Annotated in this window: 23 protein-coding genes and 1 riboswitch; of the genes, 2 read left to right on the forward strand and 21 right to left on the reverse strand. The window is 44.8% G+C overall.

The genetic code is table 11. The features are described 5' to 3' along the window. Positions 1 to 620: 620 nt before the first annotated feature. The 8 genes from prsW to ACFQ1X_RS05545 form a co-directional block, all read right to left on the reverse strand. Entirely contained in the window at positions 621 to 1,301 is a 681-nt protein-coding gene (gene prsW, locus ACFQ1X_RS05510; protein WP_144837050.1) for a glutamic-type intramembrane protease PrsW, read from the reverse strand. 76 nt (positions 1,302 to 1,377) lie between these two features. Further along, the gene (locus ACFQ1X_RS05515) at positions 1,378 to 2,346 is read right to left on the reverse strand and encodes an asparaginase (protein ID WP_144837053.1); all 969 of its coding nucleotides are present in this window, start codon (positions 2,344 to 2,346) and stop codon (positions 1,378 to 1,380) included. Between the two features lie 62 nt (positions 2,347 to 2,408). After that, positions 2,409 to 3,377 (reverse strand): YpdA family putative bacillithiol disulfide reductase, encoded by a 969-nt coding sequence (locus ACFQ1X_RS05520; protein WP_144837056.1) that lies wholly within the window; start codon positions 3,375 to 3,377, stop codon positions 2,409 to 2,411. Between the two features lie 81 nt (positions 3,378 to 3,458). Beyond that, positions 3,459 to 4,214, reverse strand: coding sequence for a metallophosphoesterase (locus ACFQ1X_RS05525; RefSeq protein ID WP_379081688.1), 756 nt, complete (start codon positions 4,212 to 4,214; stop codon positions 3,459 to 3,461). Positions 4,215 to 4,287: 73 nt separating this feature from the next. Further along, a complete protein-coding gene (locus tag ACFQ1X_RS05530) occupies positions 4,288 to 4,917 on the reverse strand; it encodes a CBS domain-containing protein (protein ID WP_144837061.1) in 630 nt (209 codons plus the stop codon). A 61-nt stretch (positions 4,918 to 4,978) separates the two neighbouring features. Beyond that, positions 4,979 to 5,650: a LysM peptidoglycan-binding domain-containing protein gene (locus ACFQ1X_RS05535; RefSeq protein ID WP_144837062.1), complete on the reverse strand. Its 672-nt coding sequence runs from the start codon at positions 5,648 to 5,650 to the stop codon at positions 4,979 to 4,981. A gap of 80 nt (positions 5,651 to 5,730) precedes the next feature. Further along, positions 5,731 to 7,158: a RecQ family ATP-dependent DNA helicase gene (locus ACFQ1X_RS05540; RefSeq protein WP_144837066.1), complete on the reverse strand. Its 1,428-nt coding sequence runs from the start codon at positions 7,156 to 7,158 to the stop codon at positions 5,731 to 5,733. After that, the gene (locus ACFQ1X_RS05545) at positions 7,155 to 8,180 is read right to left on the reverse strand and encodes a helix-turn-helix domain-containing protein (RefSeq protein ID WP_144837069.1); all 1,026 of its coding nucleotides are present in this window, start codon (positions 8,178 to 8,180) and stop codon (positions 7,155 to 7,157) included. The genes ACFQ1X_RS05540 and ACFQ1X_RS05545 overlap by 4 nt, the downstream gene beginning before the upstream one ends. Positions 8,181 to 8,287: 107 nt before the next feature. Between ACFQ1X_RS05545 and ACFQ1X_RS05550 the strand changes: the two genes are divergently transcribed. Further along, a complete protein-coding gene (locus ACFQ1X_RS05550; protein ID WP_144837072.1) occupies positions 8,288 to 8,539 on the forward strand; it encodes a ferredoxin in 252 nt (83 codons plus the stop codon). Between the two features lie 143 nt (positions 8,540 to 8,682). Here the strand turns inward: ACFQ1X_RS05550 and ACFQ1X_RS05555 are convergent, their stop codons facing one another. The 11 genes from ACFQ1X_RS05555 to ACFQ1X_RS05605 form a co-directional block, all read right to left on the reverse strand. After that, entirely contained in the window at positions 8,683 to 9,264 is a 582-nt protein-coding gene (locus tag ACFQ1X_RS05555) for an ECF transporter S component (protein ID WP_144837075.1), read from the reverse strand. Between the two features lie 145 nt (positions 9,265 to 9,409). After that, positions 9,410 to 9,543: riboswitch (FMN riboswitch) on the reverse strand. A gap of 81 nt (positions 9,544 to 9,624) precedes the next feature. Further along, entirely contained in the window at positions 9,625 to 10,848 is a 1,224-nt protein-coding gene (locus ACFQ1X_RS05560; protein WP_144837078.1) for a hypothetical protein, read from the reverse strand. Beyond that, on the reverse strand, positions 10,838 to 11,371 hold the full coding sequence (gene sigX / locus ACFQ1X_RS05565) for an RNA polymerase sigma factor SigX (RefSeq protein ID WP_144837081.1): 534 nt from the start codon (positions 11,369 to 11,371) through the stop codon (positions 10,838 to 10,840). The genes ACFQ1X_RS05560 and sigX overlap by 11 nt, the downstream gene beginning before the upstream one ends. A 45-nt stretch (positions 11,372 to 11,416) precedes the next feature. Beyond that, positions 11,417 to 13,198: an ATP-binding protein gene (locus ACFQ1X_RS05570; RefSeq protein ID WP_144837084.1), complete on the reverse strand. Its 1,782-nt coding sequence runs from the start codon at positions 13,196 to 13,198 to the stop codon at positions 11,417 to 11,419. Continuing rightward, positions 13,191 to 13,907, reverse strand: a complete 717-nt coding sequence (locus ACFQ1X_RS05575) for a response regulator transcription factor (protein ID WP_144837087.1) — start codon at positions 13,905 to 13,907, stop codon at positions 13,191 to 13,193. Before ACFQ1X_RS05575 ends, ACFQ1X_RS05570 begins: the two co-directional genes overlap by 8 nt. Positions 13,908 to 14,400: 493 nt before the next feature. Further along, entirely contained in the window at positions 14,401 to 15,585 is a 1,185-nt protein-coding gene (gene ccsB, locus ACFQ1X_RS05580; protein ID WP_144837089.1) for a c-type cytochrome biogenesis protein CcsB, read from the reverse strand. Continuing rightward, entirely contained in the window at positions 15,582 to 17,258 is a 1,677-nt protein-coding gene (locus ACFQ1X_RS05585; protein ID WP_144837092.1) for a cytochrome c biogenesis protein ResB, read from the reverse strand. The genes ccsB and ACFQ1X_RS05585 overlap by 4 nt, the downstream gene beginning before the upstream one ends. A 15-nt stretch (positions 17,259 to 17,273) precedes the next feature. Continuing rightward, positions 17,274 to 17,831: a thiol-disulfide oxidoreductase ResA gene (gene resA, locus ACFQ1X_RS05590; protein ID WP_144837095.1), complete on the reverse strand. Its 558-nt coding sequence runs from the start codon at positions 17,829 to 17,831 to the stop codon at positions 17,274 to 17,276. An 89-nt stretch (positions 17,832 to 17,920) separates the two neighbouring features. Then, complete coding sequence (locus ACFQ1X_RS05595; RefSeq protein ID WP_144837098.1) at positions 17,921 to 18,652, reverse strand: pseudouridine synthase; 732 nt, start codon at positions 18,650 to 18,652, stop codon at positions 17,921 to 17,923. Positions 18,653 to 18,683: 31 nt separating this feature from the next. Continuing rightward, positions 18,684 to 19,277, reverse strand: a complete 594-nt coding sequence (gene scpB / locus ACFQ1X_RS05600) for an SMC-Scp complex subunit ScpB (protein WP_379081700.1) — start codon at positions 19,275 to 19,277, stop codon at positions 18,684 to 18,686. Further along, positions 19,255 to 20,028: a segregation/condensation protein A gene (locus tag ACFQ1X_RS05605; RefSeq protein WP_144837101.1), complete on the reverse strand. Its 774-nt coding sequence runs from the start codon at positions 20,026 to 20,028 to the stop codon at positions 19,255 to 19,257. The genes scpB and ACFQ1X_RS05605 overlap by 23 nt, the downstream gene beginning before the upstream one ends. 59 nt (positions 20,029 to 20,087) lie before the next feature. Here ACFQ1X_RS05605 and ACFQ1X_RS05610 point away from each other — a divergent pair, with 59 nt between their 5' ends. Further along, complete coding sequence (locus ACFQ1X_RS05610) at positions 20,088 to 20,588, forward strand: DUF309 domain-containing protein (protein ID WP_144837104.1); 501 nt, start codon at positions 20,088 to 20,090, stop codon at positions 20,586 to 20,588. A 1-nt stretch (position 20,589) separates the two neighbouring features. Here the strand turns inward: ACFQ1X_RS05610 and ACFQ1X_RS05615 are convergent, their stop codons facing one another. Both ACFQ1X_RS05615 and lysA read right to left on the reverse strand, forming a co-directional pair. Continuing rightward, the gene (locus ACFQ1X_RS05615) at positions 20,590 to 20,949 is read right to left on the reverse strand and encodes a GNAT family N-acetyltransferase (RefSeq protein WP_144837107.1); all 360 of its coding nucleotides are present in this window, start codon (positions 20,947 to 20,949) and stop codon (positions 20,590 to 20,592) included. A gap of 173 nt (positions 20,950 to 21,122) precedes the next feature. Continuing rightward, positions 21,123 to 22,445, reverse strand: a complete 1,323-nt coding sequence (gene lysA, locus ACFQ1X_RS05620) for a diaminopimelate decarboxylase (protein ID WP_144837110.1) — start codon at positions 22,443 to 22,445, stop codon at positions 21,123 to 21,125. Positions 22,446 to 22,477 lie beyond the last annotated feature (32 nt).

Consider the following 22,477-nt stretch of genomic DNA (forward strand, 5'->3'; position numbering starts at 1 on the left):
GGCATAAGACGATCTGGCGAAGTGGCGTGTCTTCAGCCGCGCAGTCCCGAAAAGCGGAAGTGCCTGTTTAGCTCTGAAAGGCATAAGGCAAACCAGCGAAGTGGCGCTCTTTGCCACATAGCTGGGTTGACTTATGTCCCGAAGAGCTGGGCACTGGAGACTAGACAACAGAGTGGCTTATGACCCGAGAATCTGGTCGCTGGAGTCTGGACAACGAAAAGCGACAGCGCCCGCTAAGCTCTGAAAGGCATAAGACGGGATAGCGAAGCGGCGCTTTTTGCCGCATAGCTATTCTGGCTTATGTCCCGAAGAGCTGGGCCGCTGGAGTCTGGACAACGAAAAGCGACAGCGCCCGCTAAGCTCTGAAAGGCATAAGACGGGATAGCGAAGCGGCGCTTTTTGCCGCATAGCTATTCTGGCTTATGTCCCGAAGAGCTGGGCCGCTGGAGTCTGGACAACGAAAAGCGACAGCGAGAGATGGCCCAAACATTTTTGGGCCATCTCTCTGCGACGAAGCAGCGAAGCGATGCAGGAGCAATAAGGTCTTTGGCAGACCAGCGAAGCGGCGCTCTTTGCACAAAAAAACCCTAAATCTCCGGTCCGATTTCTCGGGCGAAAAGTCAGGACATTTTTGAATTTCTCTGGTGGTAATGTGACAATGACAATAAATGGGCCTGCTTTACTTTTCTTAAGCCGAACCACCAGAGGAACAGCATAAACGGCGCCGCTCCGGCCAGGAAATTATCATTGAAGTAGAGGCTTGCATTGTATAGAATATGCAGAACAAGCGGAATAAATAAGGCCAGGAACAGCCATTTATGTTCAACCCCGGAATGAGAGAATTTCGCCTTTCCAAAGTAATACCCCATCACAACACCAAATAATGCATGGCTCGACACCGGCAATAATGCTCTGATAAATGCTATATCTGTTCCGAACTCAAGCAAGTAAAGAATATTTTCCACAGTCGCAAACCCGAGGGAAACACTTGCACCGTAAAGAATTCCATCATAAGGATCTTCAAAATCCACGTGCCGGAAAATGGCGATCAATAAAACCAGCCATTTAAAAAACTCTTCTATGATACTTGGGAATAATATATAATTCGTCAACGTATAATTGAACACTTCTTCTTCATTGAAAACATATTGAAGAAACAGGATTGGAAATGTCAGAATGGCTCCATAGATAAAACTTTGGAATAATAATCGTGATGGCTCCTGCGAAAATTGATCACGCAGATAAAAGTAACTGAATAATGCCAGGCTAGGAGCTATCGCTGCAGTTAATAATATAATCATCGTGATGCTCCTTTACTCAAAGTATCTTCAGTATATCACGATATATTGGGAATTTTTAGCCGATTCACGAATTGTTCTAAACAGAAAAAGTCAGTTCATCCACTTTACCGGAAGAAGCCAGTACGACCGCCAGTTTGATGCGGGCTTTTTTGCTGTCGTAATCACTTCCCAGAAAGACCCCCTGAGCCAGAAGATCGTGGGCACTTCCCGGATAGCCGTAAGATGGGTAAACATGACCTTCTTCGGCACTGGTGGACAAGATGACAAAAACGCCTGATTTTACAGCCTGTGCAATCGACTCCACCATATGCGGTGAAACCTGCCCCCTGCCGGCCGCTTCGAGTATAATGCCTGCAGAACCACCTTTTACGAGCATTTCAATCATGTAGCCATCCTGGCCGGAATGGCATTTCACAATATCGACCCGTGGTAAATCTTCGGTTACTTTATGTATTTCACGATAAATCGGTTTTTGGTAGACTCTGACTTTATCATTATCGATAATCCCCAAATAGCCGTGGCCAAAAGAATCGAACCCTTGCAGATTGCTCGAATGGACTTTTTTCACGTATTTGGCTGAATAGATCCGTTCGTTGAAAACTACGACTGTTCCCACATCCCGCAGCGTAAGATCGACTGCAGCGTTAATGGAATTTCTCAGATTCGAATAAACATCCGTGCCCACTTCTTCAGGTGAACGCTGAGAGCCGGTAACCACCACTGGGCGATTGTCATTCAGAGTCAAATCCAAGAAGAAAGCTGTTTCCTCTAAAGTATCTGTCCCATGTGTCACCACCACACCACTGACCGAGTCGTCCTTAAATTCCTGCTCAACAGCCTGTTGGATTTCCAGCATCTGTTCAAAACCGATATGCATGCTGGGCAATTGAAAAACATCTATGACATTCACTTCAATATCTTCAGGAAGTTGGCATAGCTCAGCCAGCTCCCTGCCGGAAATTGCTCCAGATTTCAACAGCCCTTTTGAAATTTCACGGCTTGCAATCGTTCCTCCGGTAGTAATCAATGATACTTTTTTCTTCATGATGATATCTCCTTCCGAGGCTTCCCCTATAAAAATTTCTTTGTACCCTTTAACAATTCAATTTATATTCCAAATTCCCTCGCACGAATCGCTTCTGCAATCTGCAGTCCGTGAAAACGGCCGTTTTCTATAAATATTTCGTTGGCATTATTGCCCGCTGCAATGACACCTGCGATAAAAAGGCCATTCACTCCGGTTTCCATGGTTTCCTCATTAAATTCTGGCCGTCCGGAAGCCGGATCTACTGCAATGCCCATATTTTCAAGAAATTTATGGTTCGGATGATAGCCAATCATGGCAAAAACGAAATCGTTTTTGATGAATTCCTTGCGATCATCCACTGTCAATTCAACAGCGTCTTCTTTAATCCGATCAACCATCGAATCAAACAGCATTTTGATTTCGCCTTTTCGTACCAGTCCATCAAATTCCGGCAGAATCCAAGGCTTGATGCTCTTGGAATAACTGGTGCCGTGATAGGAAACAGTGACCCGGCTTCCGGCCTTATGCAATTCCAGGGCAGCATCCACAGCAGAATTTTTTCCGCCTATGACCAATACATCCTGATTGAAAAATGGATGCCCCTCCTTAAAATAATGCATCACTTTAGGAAGTTCAGCACCTTCGACCTCCAACGCGTTCGGCTGATCATAATAGCCTGTTGCGGCCACAAGATACTTGGAACAATAGACACCTTTTGACGTGGTGATTGTAAAAAATTCGTCTTTGCTGACTGATATTGCCGTTTCATAGGGCCTTACATCAATGCCCGACATTGTTACCGCATTGCGGTAATAAACAAGCGCCTGATTTCTTCTCGGCTTCCTTTCTTCCGTTATAAATGGAATGCCGCCAATGGATAAACGCTCACTGGAGCTAAAGAAAGTCTGGTGTGTCGGATATCGATAGATCGCATTGACCACATTGCCTTTTTCTATAACAATGGCCTGAAGCCCCGCTTTTTTCAATTCAATAGCGGCAGAAAGGCCACAAGGACCACCGCCGATTATCACAACATCTGTTGTTTCCATTCCCGCCAACTCCTGCCAATCGAATTTCTATTTCATTATCAGCATAAAAGATTTTGAACTTCAATGCTACTCAACTTAGTGTTAAATCTTCTCAGGGAAAATATCCAAAACGTGATATTGCGGCTCTGCCCCCAGCCTCATAGGCAGAGTGCTCGTTCCATAACCATTTGTGACAAGTTCATATCCTGATCCTCTTTTTTTCAACGAACCTTTTTTATAAAAACCAATTTTGCCCAGTCTGATCTGGCCACCGTGTAAATGACCGGCCATTCGAAGCTGTGGATTGCCGGTGGCAGGCAAAAATTTAAAAATAGCCGGCGTATGTGCAGCAAACAGCACAGTATCTTCTTTCCGGACATCGGCAAAAGCCTTTTCAAGTTTACTTTCCCGTTCACCGAAATAATCGATGCCGACTAATTTTAAATTGGGCTGGCCAAATAATTCAACAGACTCATTCTCCAGTACCTTCACCTTATAATGCTCCAGTAATTTGCGGAGCTTGCGTTCACCCACATTGTGGTCATGGTTGCCCCACACAAAATAGACCGGTGAAAATCTCGTTAATATCCGCAAATTATCAGCTGTCCTATGCAACGGCACTCCCCTCTCCGTCAGATCCCCACCGATAATAATGGCATCTGCAGAAGAACCAAGAAATTCCTCAGGCAATTTTTTTCGGTGGATATCCGCGATGAAAACTAATCGGAAAGGGCGGAAATTTTTATTCGTCTTCAAATTAATGATGTGTCGTTTTTCTTTTATATCATCCGCATTTTTCACCATGGAAAACAGTAGGGTTGCAGCTGATGCGATTCCTACTCCGATGACGTATTTCATATGCCCCACTCCTTCAACCTCCAACCAATAAAGAGGCATAAGCAAAATCTGCTTATGCCTCTTTATTTTGCTATTAATCTTCTGAAATATCCAGTACGCGGAATCCTGATTTCTCGAGTTCCTTGACGAATTTATCAATATTATCCTTTTTGCGGATCTTCAATACAATTCTGCGGACCAGTTTGTCGGTTTCATCGAATGTAACCAGGGAGATAACTGATTCTTTGTATTTCTCGATCACTTCTCCGAGACGACCAATTCGCCCTTCAGATTCCACTGCAGTGAATGTGATCCGGTATCCGGGTTTTTTCATCCCGAAAGCGCTCTGAAGCTGATTTACCAGATCAAACCTGGTGATAATACCAAGAAATTCGCCTTCCTCCACAACGGCAATAATCGGAAAATCGCTCAATTCAACCAATGCCTTCTCGTAAACATCTTCAACACTGAGCAAAACATCTTCGTTTACAAGAATATCTTCAACTTTGGTAGACATTATGTAGTCTTCCTTGTTCTTCCCGGAATTGAAAAACGCCTTATACGCATGATACCAGGTGAAAATACCTTTGAATTCGGTTCCTTCAATGACCGGTAAAGCATCAACCGAGTATTTTTCCAGTAAATCCAGTCCGACTTGAACCGATTCACCCGGACTGACTGTATAACATTTCTCTTTTCTGATCATCGCACTTTTTACGAACATTCGCCCACTCCTGTCTATTGGTTGTATCTGTATATCTTACTCTTAATATGAATACCCTTTGTTAAGGCAGTATTAACGTTTGGCCCGGGTAAATTTCATTGGAGCTTAAATTATTGGCCTGTTTGATCTTTTCTACTGCAGCGCCAGCTCCTGAAGCCCCATAATTATTGACAGCTATTCGATACAATGTTTCCTGCTCTTTCACGATTACAGTTTTCACGTCAGATGTAACCTCTTCTGCCGGTTCTTCCGGTGCAGCCGCAGGAGTTTCTTGTTCAACAGGCTTCTCGGTTTCTGCAGGCTCTGTCGCCTCTTCAACCGGTTCTTCCTCTACTGTTTCTTCGGTTTTTTCTTCAGTCTTCTCATCCGCTTCAACGGTTTGTTCTTCATCCGCCGTCTCTTCAGATCTCTCAGTATTTTCATCTTCCGTTTCTTCCGGAACAAGGACTTCGGATTTCTCAGATGGCGACGTCTGTTCAAAACTCACTTCATTTTCATTTTCTGCACCGATCAACGTGTCATCCGGCACATAAAAGAAAGCGACATATATTAATATAGAGACCGGGATGAGGATGAAAATAAAAAATAAGCCCGGCAATAAAAAGTTCTTGCGTTTAGGCGCCTTCTTTTTTCCTGGCTGCCGATGCGCTCTCCGTGACAGGGTCGACGTATTTTCAGCATTGATTTCCTGGCGATCCTTTTCCAAGGATTCCCGATAATTTCTTTTGTCCATATATGAATTACCCCATTCTTATCTAATATCTTCATTATGACGAAAAAAGTCCCATTTGTAAATGCCATAATAATACATTATTAGCATGATAAAATCACATTCAGACGGCTCTCCCACGTATCGGGAACATCCATGGTTGCATTATTTCTGCTTTCCAAAAAGGGCGTGTAATCAAGTCCATCATTGACACAGCAGTTCGGGGGCTTCTCTTCCAATGTCTGATCAAAGCTTTCGATTAGATATTCTCTGATGCAGCTGTCCATTTCCACCAATTTCCTGATTTTATCCGACTGCCTTATTTTTTCAATTTTTTGCTTTTCAATTTGACGTATCGTTTCTTTTTCTGTGAACAGATTTTTCCAGTAAGATACGACTTTAAGGGAAGTCTCCCTCACAATGCCCATTTCAACCAATTGGGCAGAGCCACCACTGCTCCGGTATATTTCCCTGATTTCATTATTCGTCGGCAGATCATCAAGTACGAGGCTCTGGAGCAGCTCTTCGTCTCCGTAAGCATAAAGCAAAGTGGCAAGTGCCGGGCTGCCGTCTCTCCCCGCTCTGCCCACTTCCTGGACATAGCCTTCAATGGATGTCGGAATCTGGAAATGGATGACATGGCGGATATCCGGAATGTGCACCCCCATCCCGAATGCGTTGGTCGAACAGACCCATTCCAATTCACCGTTTTGAAACTGCTGCTGCACAAAAATACGATCCTGATGCTCCATGCCACCATGATAATAAGCGGTCCGGATGCCAGCCAAATTCAGTAAACCCGACAGTTCCTTTGACTTTTTCCGGGTTCCCGCATAAATTATGCCCGGTCCTTTATTTTCAGCGACAAAAGAACACAGCCATTCAAGTTTTTCATTGCCATTCGCAAATTTCCTAATATCATAAGCAATATTTTTTCGGTCCATCGGATGGCTGTAAATAAAAGGCTCGGTGATCTTCAGATACTTTTTTATTTCCTCAGTTACTTTGGATGTAGCGGTGGCGGTGAGCGCCAGCACACGCGGATGCCCGATTGCAGGCAAAATTTCTGCGATTCGCAAATAATCGGGCCGGAAATCAAAACCCCATTGCGAAATGCAATGCGCTTCATCCGCAACCAGCAGAGAAATTCGAATTTCACTCAGCCTTTTTTTGATAAACGGCTGAACCAGCATTTCCGGAGAGACAAAAATAAAGCGGTAGTTGCCGAGATTGTTCAGCACCTGCTTCCGTTCCCGGGGATCAAGGAATGAATTGATGGCCGTCACCGATTTCTCTCCCATTTTTTTCAATTGTGCCACTTGATCCTGCATGAGAGATAGTAATGGAGATACGATCAATACACTTCCTTCGAGCAAATGGGCAGGTAATTGATAACACATGGATTTGCCGAGACCCGTCGGCAGTAAAGCTATGACATCCTGTCCGGCGACAATTTTTTCTATCACTTCTTTTTGGCCTGGCCTGAATGAAGGAAAGCCATAGGTTTTCAGGAGTGTTTCTTCAAGGTTCATGTATTCTCCCCCTTAGCGGCCAGAGCAAGCCGGATTTGAAAATAGGAAGCTTCCGGCACATTTTCTTTTATGGCCCTCAACCTCTTGGTGTTGTATTCCTGACTGATTGCGACGATTTTGCTGAACAGGTTTTTTTCAATAAAAGCTGTGATATCAAAGACTGGGTCATTCATGGCCAATTCCACAAAATGATCTTCAATGGTACTTGTTTTCAGTCCGCGAAGCGCAGCGATTTCTTCAAGAGTACGGCCATTTTTGAAATAGCTTTCCGTCCGCTTAGCCGTTTCTGTCAACGATGATTGCTGGATGACCCCCTCCAGCAGGATCTTCAGCAGAGGAAATTTTCCGGTTTCGATTTCTTCCATCCAGCCGTGCAATGTCTCAATCGCCTGCAGCTGAATATCAATAATGCCATGGCCATGATCCAGGGAAATCTGCTCCCATGTCATCCCTCCAAGTTTGTATCCCGAGAGACGCTGCATCACAATCATCTTCTGCTGATCTTCCACTTTCACCAACGCAAGACTTTCAGCAATTTCCTGTCTGAATCTTTGGCAGCTTTCTGTTCTCCGGAAATCGATTCTTTGAAGATAGTATTTAACCCAGCGTTGAATATCATCCGCGATGACAACGGCATCAAACAACCTGCTGTTTTGATGAATGTGTGAGAAAGTCTGAACAGCGAGTGACAGGCGGTCCATGAATAAATGTTCTTTCCCGCGGTATTTCCAGCCATTCAATAAATTCGGCTCAGGATTATAGCTGCCAGACTTTTCTGTAACGCGGACAACTTGGCCATCGATCACAATCACGCCTTTGCGCAAGAGCGTTTGTACAGCTTTGTCATAGTCCTTTTTATCAAGCCGGGGCAACAGCCCGAAAAACGGATAAAGCTTATAATAGCCGATATCCTGAATGGTCTGACCGGATTTTTTACCCTTCAGCAGGTGAAAGGGAGAGGATATTGTCCGCTCGCCGTCCACTGCTTTTAAAATAATGATAAGAATATCTTCAAATAACAAGACTGCACCCCCTAGCGGTTTATGGTTGAAAAACTGAACAAACACCTTTAGAATAAAAACGATAGCATAACTGAACTTGTTCGGAGATAAAGGAGAGGAATAAGATTATGGCTAAGTATACCATTGTCGATAAAGATACTTGTATCGCCTGTGGCGCCTGCGGAGCTGCGGCACCTGACATTTACGACTATGATGATGAAGGAATCGCTTTTGTTATCCTAGATGATAACATGGGGAACACACAAGTTCCAGACGAGTTGGAAGAAGACATGGAAGATGCTTTCGAAGGCTGTCCAACAGATTCCATCAAAGTTTCAGACACTCCGTTTGAAGGCGACCCATTAAAATATGAAGACTGAAAATTGTGCGGCCTGAATGCCCCGAGAATTATTTCTCGGGGCATTTTTTTCGGGAAATAAGAAGAGCCAGTGTGACAAGCGACGCTTCGCTCGTTCCACTGGCTCTTCTTATTTTGGCTCCAAAAGCCGTCGAATTTGATTCATTAAGCCCGATAGAACATTCGCTGCTGTTCAATCCACCTGTGCATACTGGTGAACATGAGCAGAACTACTGTGGCCAAGAGGAGGCCTTTGATCAGATTGAATGGCAAAATCCCCAATACAATCGTTCCGAACAGCGCATTGCCTGTTTCAGCAGGAATACCCAGGAAGTACGTATACATTGGCAGGAAAACAAGATAATTGAGTATGCTCATGCCAATTGCCATTGACAAGGTACCAGCAGCCAAACCGACTGCCATTCCTTTTTTAGTCGATAATTTGCGGTAAATAAAATACACCGGCATGAAAAATAGGATGCTAGTTGCAAAGTTCGCCAGGTGGCCAACTGGAACACCGGTCGGACTTCCCTGGAACAGCCAATCCAAAACGTTTTTGAAAAAGGCGACGAGTATACCGGCTACCGGACCCATCGTAACTGCCGCGATAACCGCCGGCACGTCACTGAAATCCACTTTTAAAAATGGTGGCAATGCCGGCAATGGGAAGTTGAAAAGCATCAGTATAAATGAAATACTGCTCAACATCCCGATTACAATCATCGACTGTAATTTCTTGTTCTTCATATTCCTCTCTCCTTGTCGTGATTCACCAGAAGAAAGGCTTGGAACATGCGTTTACAAACAAAATCCCTCAAGCGAAAAATCACTTAAGGGAGAAAAGGCACACTTAATAAGCGTTCCGTTTGGAGTAAACGACACACATCCGCACCTTCACCTTCTCCCATCCAGACTATACTGTCGGCTTTGGAATCTCACCAAATCCTGCGTTTTACGGCTCGCGGGCTTATGAACAAGTGTTCAATTACCGCCGGTAGGGAATTGCACCCTGCCCCGAAGATGAATCGATATTTTATTGTATTACATAATAATGATAATTGAAAAAAGATGCATTGTAAACAGCTTTGCCTACAGTGCACCTTCCTGCTAATTATTAAATTCCATCACATTGATTCCTACAGGCACCGGTAAAGATTCAGTAAAGTCAAATCTGTCCCAACTTCCCGCTGCGGTGTTGTCCATAACCAGCTCTTTGCTGAACGAATCAGCTGCAAGGGCCATTCCTTCGATCATGCGAATTATTGCCTCATAGTCGAATGCATCAAAGTCAATTGCTTCGTTGAATGTGACTGTTACAGTCCCTTCCGTTTCTGTAACCGCGTAATTCAATTCAGGCGGAACCAGTGAAGTATAGAGATCACTCGGAGATGATTTCATCGCCTCCAAAGCTTCCACTGCATTTTCGTGAGGCATATTATAGCCCGGCGTCAAATGGTTTTCACCATTTGCAGCGGCATAAGAATAATATGCCACATTCAGGACTGCAGGATTGATTGCTTCAAGGGGGCCCACCTGGTCAAATTCAACAGGTTCACCAGCTTCATTGACAATGGTAATTTCAGCTGCCTCATTGAAACTGGCAGAGAGTGAATTGAAATAGACAGTCATCGATGCTGAAGCCATATCATAATCGTGATCGGCCGGCAGTGCATGTTCGATTCCTTGAGCTGATGCTGTAATCGTGCCGCTGTAAGGATGATAATCATCAAATCCCAATGATTCCTCGTCCACTTCAGCCGCATAGCGGTTATAAAGTTCAACAGCGTCCACTTCAACAGTTCCGAAATCTTCCTGCAGCCTTTCTTCCGAAATGATGAAGGAAACGGGAATGACCAATGCGTTTTCTGTCATGCCGAGCTTAAACAGAGTATTTTCACCGAGGTCTTCATCATATACAGAAGCAGCTCCGAAAGGGTCAGCTTCCTGCGAGGCGGTAAATGCGTCAGCTTCTTCCGCCTCTGCCGCCTCTTCAGTCCCCTCTGAATCTCCGGTTGCGGCCGAATCATCACTGCCGTCGTTTTCAATTGCCGTTGAATAACTGTCAGCACTTTCTCCGGAACTTTCGGATCCGCTCATATCTGTGGCGGAGTCGTTACCGTTCTGTCCCAATGTCGATGCCAATAACACACCAAAAGTGATAAATGCCAAGGCTGCCACCAGCATAGGAATCCAGCGCTTCGGCTTTTTCTTCGGTTTATGGTCATTTTTCAGACGCTTGTATACTTCTTCTTTCGGACGTTCGTCTTTAATAGCGGGGAAATCCCGTAACAAATTTTCGATGTGGTCTTCATCCCATTTGTTATTCGGCATTTTGCAATCCCCCTTCCTTTGCGGTTAATTTTTGGCGCAGGGATTTTATGGCACGGTGCTGGGTCGTTTTGACTTTCCCTTCCGACCAGTCAAGGATTTCAGCAGTTTCAGCTATGGACAAGTCCTGGAAAAAACGCATGAGGACAACCATTTTCTGGTCGCCTGTACAAGTATCCAATGCTTTATATAATGAGAGCTTGTCTTCATTCAATAAAGAAATTTCTTCCGGCAAGCGCTCAGAAGAGGTCAATTGCTGCGTTTCCCAATCAAAGTGTTCCATGGAATGTTTCTGTCTGACAGAAACTTTCCGGAAATGATCGATCGCTACATTTTTGGCGATGGAAAAAAGCCAGGTCTTTTCGGAGCTTTTTCCTTCGAACCGGTCATACGCCCGGAAAACCCGAATATACACCTCATGCATCAGATCTTCGGCAATGTGGCGGTTTTTGACCAGGTAAATCAGGAATTGAAAAACGTCCTGATGATACTGGTCATATAGCCTGTGGAAAACGGAGTCATTCATATACTCCCCCCGTTCTTAAAATTAGTCGTTTTATGTCGAATAAAGTTACATCTTTTTCAAAGGCAGAAGAAAATAAAACGAAGTTCCCTGTCCATGCTCGCTTTTAACATCGATCATACCATCATGGGCTTTAACAATGTTACTTGCTATTGCCAAACCAAGACCAGTTCCGCCTTTTCCGAGCGTTCTTGCTTTGTCTGCTTTATAGAACCTTTCAAAGACGAAAGCCATATCTTCCGGTGGGATTCCAGAACCGGTATCATTGACGGATATTTTGGCAAAATTCCCTTGTTTCTCCGCTCTGACGATGACTCTTCCGTTTTCTGGCGTATGGCGCAATGCATTATCGATCAAATTGGTCATCACCTGTTCAATGCGGTCTTCATCTATTTCAGCTGCAGTCCAGTCATCGATTTCGGTTTCGAACTGCAATTCGATTTCAGCCTCTTTTGCCGCCTGAGAGAATTTCAACGTCATCCGTTCGATTACGCCATTAAGTTGGACGACAGTTTTATAAAGCCTCATCTGACCGGATTCGAGCCTTGCCAGATTAAGAAGATCTGTCACAAGCCGTCCCATCCGTTGAGATTCCTCGTAGATGATCTTTGTCATTTCCCGGCGCTCTTCTTCAGATGCTCCCACATCATCAAGAAGTGCTTCACTATAGCCCTGAAGCATAGCGATCGGGGTCCGCAGTTCATGCGAAACATTGGCTATAAAGTCTTCACGCAGCTTTTCCAGTTTATGCTGTTCGGTCATATCATGCAGCACCGCCACAGCACCGCGCACGGTTTCGCCACTATACAATGGACTGAAGGAAATGGCGTAATAGGCGCCTTCTATTTCAAGCTCTTCTTCAACCTCTTCTTCAAAATGCAGGACATGGTCCAACATATGCAGCAGTTCGACAGGCAGAGGTTTGCCCTCTGGAATTGTTTTCTTGATTACCCAATACTCCAGAAGCTTTTCAGCAGGCGGATTGCTCAATAAGACGGTTTTATCCTGATTGAACGTTATAACCGCATCCGCCATAGATGTCAGGATGCTTGATAATTGTTCTTTCTCCTGGCTGATGACTTCCAGATGATGTTTTAATTGGGCTCCCATCTGGTTGAACGCCGTTGCAAGCTGGCCGATTTCATCTTTGGAAGTGGAGGTCACACGTGTATCGAAATTCCCTTTTGCCAGTTCAAATGCACCTTCCCGCATTTTGCGGAGCGGTGAAGTGATGCGTGAAGATAGGAAAAATGCAAAAAACGTTGTAAGCAATAAAGCGATAAAAGCAGACAGGAAAACGATATTCGTCGTTCTTTCTGCTGTACGATCCATAACTTCCAAAGATTGGTAAATGAAAACTGTTCCGTGCATTTCTTCACTTGTCTGCAATGGACTCGCCAGAACGATATAGGATTCCATCGTGTCTTCGTCACTTAAAGAAGGCAACAGCATTTGCTTCATCACTGATTCGTCGCTTTCAAAGACAATTTGAAATTCTTCTTCATTCAGGATTCTTTCACGTATTTCCTCCCCGTTCATGCCGTTATGCAAATAATAACTGCTTTCGTAAGGGACTTCCGCAATTACTGCATTCGTTTCCGGCCCCAGGATATCATCAATGATGCTCATCGATATTTCCAGATTGGCATGATCATTGAAAATGCGGGCAATTGTTGCGGCTTCCTTATTCAAGGTCTCTTCCACTGTTTCGCTGTGGTAATTACCCATAAACTCCAAGAGCAGCACAGTAACAATAAAAAGGACAAAGGAAACGAGAAGCAATATGGTGATCCACAGCTTCCCGACGACACTATTCCATATTCTATTCATTTCCAACCTCGAATTTATAACCTACTCCCCAAACGGTGACAATCATTTTTGCCGCCGACTCAGAAACACGGTTCAATTTTTCACGCAGGCGTTTCACGTGAGTATCAACGGTCCGTAAATCACCGAAGAAGTCGTAATGCCATACTTCTTTGAGCAGATGTTCCCGGTCAAAAACCTTATCCGGGGCTTTGGCAAGGAAATACAACAATTCATATTCTTTTGGCGTCAGATTCACTTCCGTGCCATCTGCGGTCACTCGATGGGCATCATGATCGATCGTCAGATGCGGGAAAACCACAAGATCTTTGGAAATAGTCGAATTGGCCGATGGAGAATAGGCCGCTGACCGGCGAAGAATCGCTTTCACCCTTAACACCACTTCACGTGGGCTGAACGGCTTGACGATATAATCATCCGCACCCGATTCAAAGCCTTCAACACGGTTGGCTTCTTCGCCTTTGGCGGTAAGCATGATAATTGGCGTCATTTTTGTTTCACGCAATTCAGTTGCCACTTCTATGCCGTCTTTTTCCGGCATCATAAGATCGAGCAGAATGCAGTGGTAATCTTTTTCAGTCGCCATTTCGAGAGCCTGCACTCCATTTTCTGCTTCTTCCACAAGATAGCCTTCGCGCTCAAGGTACATTTTTAATAATCTGCGGATTCTTTCTTCATCGTCAACCACCAAAACAGTAATTTCCTCAGACATCCTAATCCCTCCAACTTTCTTCTATTCTTTCATTGTACCGATAACATTTCCAAAAATAAATAAAAATGGGTTTCTTCTATATTATATATTGCCGCGTCTTCCATAAGAAAAGCGGACAGAGAAAAAAGAACTTTTTCTCCGTCCGCTTCCTCTCTATTATAAAATAATAAAAATATCTAAGTTGAAATAAATAATTACAGTAGCAGATATTTCGCAAAACAGCTTGCTAAGACTTTGACCGAAGCTTCCGAGGTCAAATCTTTGCGACGAAGCAGCGAAGCGATGCAGGAGCATGCTTATCTAACCCTTTGCTCAGGAGCTTGCGCTGTTTTGCTCCATATCTAGATGTCACCTAGCGCCGGCGCGCTCCAGGACTGGGCGAAGCTATAAGACGAGTGCTCTTCTCGGCTTATGGCGGGAGCCTTGTCCAAAGCGCCGAAGCGGTATTTTTATACTAATTCTTAAATCAACTTATATAGTATTCAACCGAGCTTTATGCGTAAGAATGCAGGCCGGCAATTATCAGGTTGACTGCCACAAGGTTGAACATGATGATGGCAAACCCTATTACAGCAAGCCATGCCGACTTCTCGCCTTGCCAGCCTCTGCCCAGGCGGAGGTGAAGGTAAGCCGCATAGAACAACCATGTAATAAGTGCCCATACTTCTTTTGGATCCCAGCCCCAGAAACGCGACCAGGCTATTTGTGCCCAAATCATGGCGAAAATCAATGCGCCCAGTGTAAAGAGCGGAAAGCCGATGATTACAGCACGATAATTGATTTCATCCATTAATTGCAGATTAACATTCTTGACGAAGGGTTTGAATATCGCCGCAATGCGTTTGCGTGCGATTAAACGAATGAGCCAGTAAAGCACTGTACCGACAATCAGTGACCACAGCATTGTCGTAACTTTCCCGGCATTGACGATTGGCGGCGTTTCAAACAACGGCTCCATTGCCCCTTCTGTCAAAGCTGTATATTGGTTCATACCGGCAATCGGAGGCATATTATAAGTGATTAATGCCTCATTATCGTCCTTATCGATATAAGTGAAATCAGCTTCATAACCCGTTAAGGTGAAATAGCTGTTTGCTGCGACAAAACCGAGTACGATGACCAATGAGAACATCATCGCTTCCAGCCAAAATCGCTGTTTCGATTTTTTGTTCATATCAACGACTTTCAATAGATAGATTAAACCGGCTCCGGCGCTGATCGCCAAAACCCCTTCAGCTATAACTACTGTGCTGACGTGAATCGCCAGCCAGTTTGTTTGCAGCGCCGGAATCAGCGGACTGACTTCACTCGGGAACATGCTGGCAAAAGCGATGATCAATAAAGCGACGGGAAGCACTACCATGCCAAGGACCGGCGTTTTATAAAGCGAATAAATGATGATGAATCCACCAACAAGCGTCATACCGAAAGCTGTTGTGAATTCAAACATATTGCTGAGCGGCGCATGCCCTGTTGCTACCCAACGGGTAATGAAATAGCCAAGGTGCGCAAGAAAGCCTATAACTGTGACGATGAATGCAATATTGCCCCAGCGGCCTTCTGATTTAAATGACCCTTCCTTATTGCCTTTGACTGCCCCGCCAAAAACGATCGAGGCAATCAAATACGCTATGAAAGCGACGTACAGTAGATTCGAACTTGTATCTGCCCATGTCATGACAATTCATCACCTTCCATTTTCTGCTCTTTCTTCAGCTTTTCCTGTTTCTCGATCTCTTCCTGCTGGTCAATATATGGAGGAAGTGATGCAAATTCGGAAACCTGGTCAAGATCTTTCTTTAAGCCGAACCAGTTTTTATTGGTGTGACCGGCTAATATAACCGATCCATCCTCCTGCTGCTGAATCCAGAATCGGCGATGATTGAAATACATCCCCTGAGCCACGCCGATCATAAAGATCAGACCGCCCAGACCAAGGATTGGCAGAGTTCTGTCTTTTCGGATCGTCAAGCCGGAAACATCCCGGGTTTCCGCAGATTGGAAAGTCAATTTATACTGATTGTCTCCCAGCGGCTCGATTGTGTTCTGTATAACGATAAAGCTGACTTCCCCGTCTGGCGTTTCGGGAGTGAACATTCTCACAAGGAAGCCTGGATTGTTTGGAACCGGTGTTGCAGTTTGTGGTTCACCGTCTTCAAAGCCGGAAAAATCGGGATAATAGCCCAGTAAATCAACACTCGCTCCGTTCCCTAAATCATAGGATTCTTCAGGGCTCACCAGATCCACCGTAAACGAACCAAGCGATTCTTCCGATTCCTTATTCGTCAGATCGAACGTCATTGATCTTAATTCATTTTGACGGAAGTCCATCTGGTAAACGGCATAGCCATCGAATTTCAAAGGCTGATTGACGCGGATTGCATGTTCTTTCACCGTTTCCATATTTTCTGTGGCTCCAGGAAGACTTTCATCAGGTGCCTCGTATAATACGATGTCTGTCTGGTAATTCTTCGCTACAGAACCAACGCGTTCAATTGCTTCTTCAAAACGTTCTTCGTCCCCTTCACCGGTATAACTTTCCACGATGAAGTTCTTGTTTTCCAGGTAATACCCAGGAGCGTCAGGAATTGCACGGGTTTCCCCTTCCCTGATCCATAAAGTTTCATCCACATAAAATCCGGGCATCATGCGCAGCATAACCCCGAACAGGAAAATGATGAGGCCTATGTGATTGACGTAAGGGCCCCATCGTGAAAAACGGCCTTTTTCAGCAAGTAAGCCATTCTTATCGACTGTAACATTATATTTCAGCTGTTTCAGCTTTTCTTCTGATTTTTGCATTGTATCTGCAGGCGCGCTGCCATTTGCGTAAATGCGCTGTTTGTTCATAAAACTTTGGTGGCGCAGGACGCGCTGGTTTTTTAACGAACGGTAGAGTGGAACGAACCGGTCAAGGCTGGCAACAATTAACGAAATGGCCAGCATCCCCACCAGGACGATAAACCAGATGGATCCATAAAGATCGTGAAATCCGAGGAAATGGTATATCTTACCTATTTCTCCGTAAACATCAGCGTAATAGGCTTGGATGGTAGCGTCATTTCTGTCAGGGACATTAATATACTGTTCTTGCGGAAGTATGGTTCCCATAGCGGCGGCAACCAGCAGAATCACAATGATGCTGACTCCTACTTTCACGCTGGAAAAGAAATTCCATATCTTATCTATAATCGATTTATTATACGTCTGAGACCGACGGGCAGTCCCTTCATAGCGCATATCCACCAATTGCTTGTTCTTTTCTTCTTCAGTCAGCGAACGGCCGCATGATTCACAAAGAATCGTTCCCGGTGGGTTGATGTGTCCGCATTTGCATTGTAAATTTTCCATCCCAAAAACTCCTCATTAAGGTCTGATTTCTTCCATGAAGCCTTCTATATCCTGTTCCGTCATTTCACCAGTAACAATTCTCTCGATTTCACCTTCCGGATTCACGAGGATGGTAGTCGGCAATGGCCTGATATTATAAGCTGTCATAACCGACTTTGACTTGTCAATCACTACTGGAAAAGATAAATCGAAACGATCAACGAATGACTGCACTTCGAACTCAGATTGGGCTATATTCACTGCAAGCACTTGGACACCCTGTTCTTCAAACTCTTTATATTGTCTGTCCATTGCAGGCATTTCCTTTACGCAAGGCGCACACCAGGTACCCCAAAAATTAAGAAAAACTCCTTCACCTTCATAATCCGACAGTTTATGGCTATTGCCTTCCATATCCTGCAGGGCAAAATCAGGTGCCTTGTCGCCGGCTTTCAGCACTTCGACATCATCTGCAGTAACACTATTATAAATAGTGTAGCCGATGGCGAGCACAAGCAATGATAATATGACTGAACGCATCACAGCGCGATTTCTTTTTTTAGACGGTTTCTTCGCTTTATTGCCTTCCATCATGCATTTCTCCTCCTCCGAGGTCATTGTTGAACCAATTATAGCAAAGTTTAATATGCAAAAAACCTGGAGTTTTGAAGGGTTTGTGAACGTTAATGCCTTTTACCGGTTTCAGCCATCACACGCAGCAATTTCACTTCGTGCGCTGTCAACTGCCGCGATTCGCCAGCATTGAGTCCTTGCAATGTCAAAAATCCGAATTGCTCGCGGCTCAGTTTCTGGACAGGGTAGCCGATTGCTTCAAACATTCTTCTGACCTGGCGGTTACGCCCTTCATGTATGGTGATCTGGACAATTCCTTTACCTTGTTTGTTGTCACCTGAAAGAAGCTTAACCTTCGCAGGTGCAGTCATTCCGTCTTCCAATTTGATGCCTCTTTCCAATTTCCGAAGTTCATCCTTTTCAGGTATCCCCTTCAGTCTTGCCACATAGGTTTTATCAATTTCATATTTCGGATGCGTCAGGATATTCGCAAATTCTCCGTCATTCGTCATGATCAGCAAACCGGAAGTATCGTAATCGAGACGACCTACCGGATAGATGCGTTTATCAATGTCTTCAAAAAAGTCGGTAACCACTTTTCTGTTTTTATCATCCGAAACAGCTGAAATTACACCACGCGGTTTATATAAGAGATAATAGACTTTCTGTTCTTTTTCAAGTTGTACGCCTTCCACTTCGATCGTATCGGAAGAAGAGACTTTAGTTCCCAGTTCCTTTATTACTTTGCCGTTTACACGGACTTTGCCGTCCAAGATCATCTGTTCCGCTTTCCGTCTTGAAGCGACACCGGCATGTGCCAGCATTTTTTGCAATCGTTCCATAAACTCACCCCATCTTATTTAATGTTCTATGTTATACTTTCGCTTCTTCTTTGAACGCTTCCTGGAATTTCGTCATGAAAAGATCTGTATCATCATCTGCGTCTGACCCGGCTTCTTCCGGCAGCACCGGCAATTCATCCAAATTCTTCAGACCGAAATAATTCAGGAATTCGCTGGTCGTTCCGTAAAGGATTGCCCGTCCGGTGCCCTCGGCTCTGCCGGTTTCCTGAATCAAACCTTTGCCAGCCAACGTATATAAAGCCTTTTCGCTTTTTACACCTCTGAGATCTTCGATTTCCACTCTCGTAATCGGCTGTTTGTAAGCGATGATGGCCAGTACTTCAAGGGAAGCCTGAGATAATGATTGGACAGTCGGATTTTCCACCAGGCGTTGAATGGTATCGGCCACTTCTTTTTTTGTAACCAATTGATAGACACCGGCAAGTTCTTTGATCATAATTCCGGCTGTTTCGCTTTGTTCATATCTTGCAGCCATCGCGGCAATTTCTTCCAAAATGAGCGTATCCTCGGTTTCAGTGAGAAATTCAAGCTGTTTCATCGACAGGCCATCATCACCTGCTACAAAAAGCAAAGCTTCTATTTTACTCGAAAGATGCGTCATCATAATCCCACGATTCCTTTCTAAGTACGACCATCAGATCAGTGAAATTTTTTTCCTGATCAACCGACACGACCTGTCTTTTCATCAGCTCCAATATCGATAGGAAAGACACAACCATGACAGTCCGGTCATCGGTTGGGAACATTTCCGTGAATGGCGCTTTCCCTTTGGAGGCCTTTAAGATGCTGACAATCGATGTCATCTGGTCTTTGATCGAAATTTCCTGTCTGGCAATCCGGGCAGACAGCGGTGCTTTTAATTTCTTTCGTCGGAGCATTTTCTGAAAGGCCCCGAGCATATCGTAAGCATTCACTTCGAGGTCAATATTCTCGAAAGGCGCCAGTGTCTGATATTCCGAAAGATCCATTGGCGCCTTTGTATAGATTGCCGCGCGGCCGGATTCAAGTTCTTTCAGCTGGGCAGATGCTTCCTTGAATTTCCTATATTCAATCAACCTTGAAACCAGCTCATCACGAGGATCCTGTTCTTCAAATTCATATTCGGGATCTTCCAGATCGCCCTGATGGACCGGCAGCAGGGTTTTACTCTTTATAGCCAGCAGAGTTGCTGCAAAAACAAGGTATTCACTTGCCTCATTCAACTCGAGAACTTGCATCGCACGGATATGCTCCATATACTGGGTAGTGATTTGCGAAACCGGAATATCGTAAATATCAATTTCCAAACGGTGTATTAAATGCAATAATAAATCAAGAGGGCCTTCAAAAGCCTCCACCTTTACTTCATAGGACATCCGTTCAACCACCTGACTGTTAAAGATACTCAATATATTATAGTAGAAAGGGGATCAAAATGCACCCACTCCATCATCCGCTCTTTATCCAATACATTATACACTTCAATTTCAATGAAGATTATTTCGAGTGCCATGAAGTCGGCGAAGAATATTGGAAGAATGTGGCACCTAAAGACAAGATGCATCCCCTCGCAGGATGGATCCAACTGGCTGTCGGCATGTACCATTGGCGCCGCAGCAACTTTCCTGGAGCATTGCGCTCCTTTATCCGGGCGAAAGACAAGTTATCAGATGCGGGAGTATGGACAGAAGGCTTTGACAGCGAACTGCTTGTAGAGCAGCTATCGGCATCCATTCAAGCTGTGACGGAGCGCCGAGAGTTTTCAGCATATCGATTGCCCGTCATTTCTGATGAACTGGCTCAGGTGGTACAGGAATATATGGCGGACAATCCGGGGGAAAGCCTCGATGCACATTTTCTTATGCACAAGCACAGACTGCGTGACCGAACATCCATCATCAATTTGCGGGAACAAAAAAAAAGGCGGAACCTTTAAATTAAAGTTCGCCTTTTTTCTGTGGACATTTTGTAAGGAAAGCTTCAGTCTCTTTGGTCGACAGCATTTCTTTGTCCTGCATAATCTGCTGGATTTTATCGACCATCGCGTGTCCGATTCCTTCTCCCCGATGAGAAGGGTTGACGGAAATGTGGTGTATAGTGAATCGGTCCTCAGCCACTTCTACACCCAGCAACCCGACAAAGTCCTCGTCTTTTTTCCAAAGGTATAATTGCCAATTCGGATTTTCTTCATATATATGCATGGTCTGCTGCAACTTTTTCAGTTCACGCTCTTTTGGCATGAACGACATCAAGCCCATCGCAATTTTCTCGAATGATTTTTTGTATCTGAATAACATAATAATCCCTCGTTTTCTACTTGAAACAACTTAACTTATCCTACTATATATCGATCAATAACTCAAGCTGGTGTGAAGTCATCCCACCTGATCGGCAAAGAATAACCAGTAGACCAGGCCCCATCCGAGTGCCAACAACAAAAGAATGAGCAGTAGAATCAGGTTATTTTTATTCATTCATGCCCCGCCTTTATTCCGTAATCCAAATCGAGCCGGACGATATCTTCATGCGTTTCACGTCTGACTGCCAGCTGGTGTTCACCGTTTTCTGCAAAGACCACTGCCGGCCGGGCTAAGCGGTTGTAGTTGCTCGCCATCGAATAGCCGTAAGCCCCTGTACAGAATACAGCCAAAATGTCTCCAGATTCAGCTTGCGGCAATTCTGCCCGTTCAATCAGCTTGTCGCCCGATTCACAGCATTTTCCTGCCACCGTATAGGTTTCGGTCAATGCATGTCCTGCTTTGTTGGCAATTGCCGAGCTGTAGGCAGCTCCGTATAGAGCCGGCCGGATGTTATCCGACATGCCCCCGTCAACCGCAATGTATTTCCGCACATTCGGCACTTCTTTCATCGAACCGACTGTATAAAGCGTCGTGCCCGCATCTCCTACCAATGAACGGCCGGGCTCAATCCATATTTCAGGTACTGTAAAACCGGAGTTCACTGAAACCTCTTTGACAGTTCCAATCATTTCTTTGACATATTCTGCTGGTTCAAGCGGCTGGTCTTCCTCTGTATAGCGTATACCAAATCCGCCACCGAGGTTCAGCACTGTGCAGCGATAACCGAATTCCTCCTGCCAGCCGGCCATTTTGGCAACCAGTTTTTCAGCCGCCATCCGGAAGGCAGCCGTATCGAAAATCTGTGATCCGATATGGCAATGAAGCCCGAGCACCGCCAGGTATTCATGCTGATATGTTTCCTTGAATGCCAGATCCGCCTGGCCGTTATTCAAATCAAAACCAAACTTCGAATCTTCCTGGCCCGTCGTAATATAATCATGTGTATGAGCTTCGATGCCTGGTGTAACGCGCAACAGAATGTTCATCGGCTTCGCCAGTTGTTCAGAAAGCAATTTCAATTGTGCGATTTCATGGAAATTATCAACGACGATGCATCCGATTTGTTCATCAAAAGCCATCCGGAGTTCATCCAGGCTTTTATTATTGCCGTGGAAATGGATTTTTTCTTTCGGAAAGCCGGCTTTGATGGCCGTGTACAGTTCTCCGCCCGACACCACGTCAAGAGACAGATTCTCCTGCGAAGCCACCTGGTAGATGGCAATGCTCGAAAAGGCTTTGCTGGCATAAGCCACCTGGTAACCGATTCCTGCGTCTTCAAATGTTTGCTGAAACGCCCATGCCCGGTCACGGAATAATTGGATATCATAAACAAAAAGTGGAGTTCCATATTGTTTGGCCAGATCTACCGAATCAACCCCTCCGATAGTTAAATGGCCTTGTCCGTCAATGGTTTGAGTACCGTATAAATGCATAATCGCCCTCCTGAAATGAGAATTTGAAAAAT

It is taken from the genome of Metaplanococcus flavidus, assembly GCF_042675885.1.
In the GTDB taxonomy this organism is placed as follows: Bacteria; Bacillota; Bacilli; order Bacillales_A; family Planococcaceae; genus Planococcus; species Planococcus flavidus.

What these genes read in the sequence shown, in the direction of transcription:
- ACFQ1X_RS05525 (WP_379081688.1), bottom strand. Translation starts at nt 4,214, where the DNA reads ATGAAATACGTCATCGGAGTAGGAATCGCATCAGCTGCAACCCTACTG.
- ACFQ1X_RS05560 (WP_144837078.1), bottom strand. Translation starts at nt 10,848, where the DNA reads ATGCCGAATAACAAATGGGATGAAGACCACATCGAAAATTTGTTACGG.
- ACFQ1X_RS05555 (WP_144837075.1), bottom strand. Translation starts at nt 9,264, where the DNA reads ATGAAGAACAAGAAATTACAGTCGATGATTGTAATCGGGATGTTGAGC.
- ACFQ1X_RS05520 (WP_144837056.1), bottom strand. Translation starts at nt 3,377, where the DNA reads ATGGAAACAACAGATGTTGTGATAATCGGCGGTGGTCCTTGTGGCCTT.
- ccsB (WP_144837089.1), bottom strand. Translation starts at nt 15,585, where the DNA reads ATGACATGGGCAGATACAAGTTCGAATCTACTGTACGTCGCTTTCATA.
- lysA (WP_144837110.1), bottom strand. Translation starts at nt 22,445, where the DNA reads ATGCATTTATACGGTACTCAAACCATTGACGGACAAGGCCATTTAACT.
- resA (WP_144837095.1), bottom strand. Translation starts at nt 17,831, where the DNA reads ATGATGGAAGGCAATAAAGCGAAGAAACCGTCTAAAAAAAGAAATCGC.
- ACFQ1X_RS05515 (WP_144837053.1), bottom strand. Translation starts at nt 2,346, where the DNA reads ATGAAGAAAAAAGTATCATTGATTACTACCGGAGGAACGATTGCAAGC.
- ACFQ1X_RS05570 (WP_144837084.1), bottom strand. Translation starts at nt 13,198, where the DNA reads ATGAATAGAATATGGAATAGTGTCGTCGGGAAGCTGTGGATCACCATA.
- ACFQ1X_RS05585 (WP_144837092.1), bottom strand. Translation starts at nt 17,258, where the DNA reads ATGGAAAATTTACAATGCAAATGCGGACACATCAACCCACCGGGAACG.
- scpB (WP_379081700.1), bottom strand. Translation starts at nt 19,277, where the DNA reads ATGATGACGCATCTTTCGAGTAAAATAGAAGCTTTGCTTTTTGTAGCA.
- ACFQ1X_RS05540 (WP_144837066.1), bottom strand. Translation starts at nt 7,158, where the DNA reads ATGAACCTTGAAGAAACACTCCTGAAAACCTATGGCTTTCCTTCATTC.
- prsW (WP_144837050.1), bottom strand. Translation starts at nt 1,301, where the DNA reads ATGATTATATTATTAACTGCAGCGATAGCTCCTAGCCTGGCATTATTC.
- ACFQ1X_RS05605 (WP_144837101.1), bottom strand. Translation starts at nt 20,028, where the DNA reads ATGTCCTATGAAGTAAAGGTGGAGGCTTTTGAAGGCCCTCTTGATTTA.
- ACFQ1X_RS05615 (WP_144837107.1), bottom strand. Translation starts at nt 20,949, where the DNA reads ATGTTATTCAGATACAAAAAATCATTCGAGAAAATTGCGATGGGCTTG.
- ACFQ1X_RS05535 (WP_144837062.1), bottom strand. Translation starts at nt 5,650, where the DNA reads ATGGACAAAAGAAATTATCGGGAATCCTTGGAAAAGGATCGCCAGGAA.
- sigX (WP_144837081.1), bottom strand. Translation starts at nt 11,371, where the DNA reads ATGAATGACTCCGTTTTCCACAGGCTATATGACCAGTATCATCAGGAC.
- ACFQ1X_RS05610 (WP_144837104.1), top strand. Translation starts at nt 20,088, where the DNA reads ATGCACCCACTCCATCATCCGCTCTTTATCCAATACATTATACACTTC.
- ACFQ1X_RS05575 (WP_144837087.1), bottom strand. Translation starts at nt 13,907, where the DNA reads ATGTCTGAGGAAATTACTGTTTTGGTGGTTGACGATGAAGAAAGAATC.
- ACFQ1X_RS05595 (WP_144837098.1), bottom strand. Translation starts at nt 18,652, where the DNA reads ATGGAACGATTGCAAAAAATGCTGGCACATGCCGGTGTCGCTTCAAGA.
- ACFQ1X_RS05550 (WP_144837072.1), top strand. Translation starts at nt 8,288, where the DNA reads ATGGCTAAGTATACCATTGTCGATAAAGATACTTGTATCGCCTGTGGC.
- ACFQ1X_RS05530 (WP_144837061.1), bottom strand. Translation starts at nt 4,917, where the DNA reads ATGTTCGTAAAAAGTGCGATGATCAGAAAAGAGAAATGTTATACAGTC.